This window comes from Pseudomonas sp. HY2-MNA-CIBAN-0224, from assembly GCF_040310285.1.
GTDB lineage: Bacteria > Pseudomonadota > Gammaproteobacteria > Pseudomonadales > Pseudomonadaceae > Aquipseudomonas > Aquipseudomonas helleri.
Map to the genome: position 1 here is coordinate 1 of NZ_JBEOPQ010000981.1, position 229 is coordinate 229.

At 45.0% G+C, this 229-nt stretch carries 1 protein-coding gene; it reads left to right on the top strand.

Annotated elements, in window-relative coordinates; translation table 11 throughout:
• Nucleotides 1-229 (top strand): FGGY-family carbohydrate kinase (locus AAEZ03_RS29170; RefSeq protein ID WP_350583509.1); only part of this gene is annotated, 229 nt, incomplete at both ends.

A 229-nucleotide genomic window follows, 5' to 3' on the forward strand; every position in this document is an offset into this window, starting at 1 on the left:
GGGTGTTTTTTGTTAATGAATACCGGTGTCAAAGCTGTCGAGTCAACCCATGGTTTATTAACCACCATTGCTATTGGTACTGATGCAAAAGTGAATTATGCCTTAGAAGGCTCGGTATTTATGGGCGGGGCCGTGATTCAATGGTTGCGTGATGAGCTAGGTCTTATTACCGATGCCTGCGACACTCAATATTTTGCCGACAAAGTGAGTGACACCAATGGCGTGTACT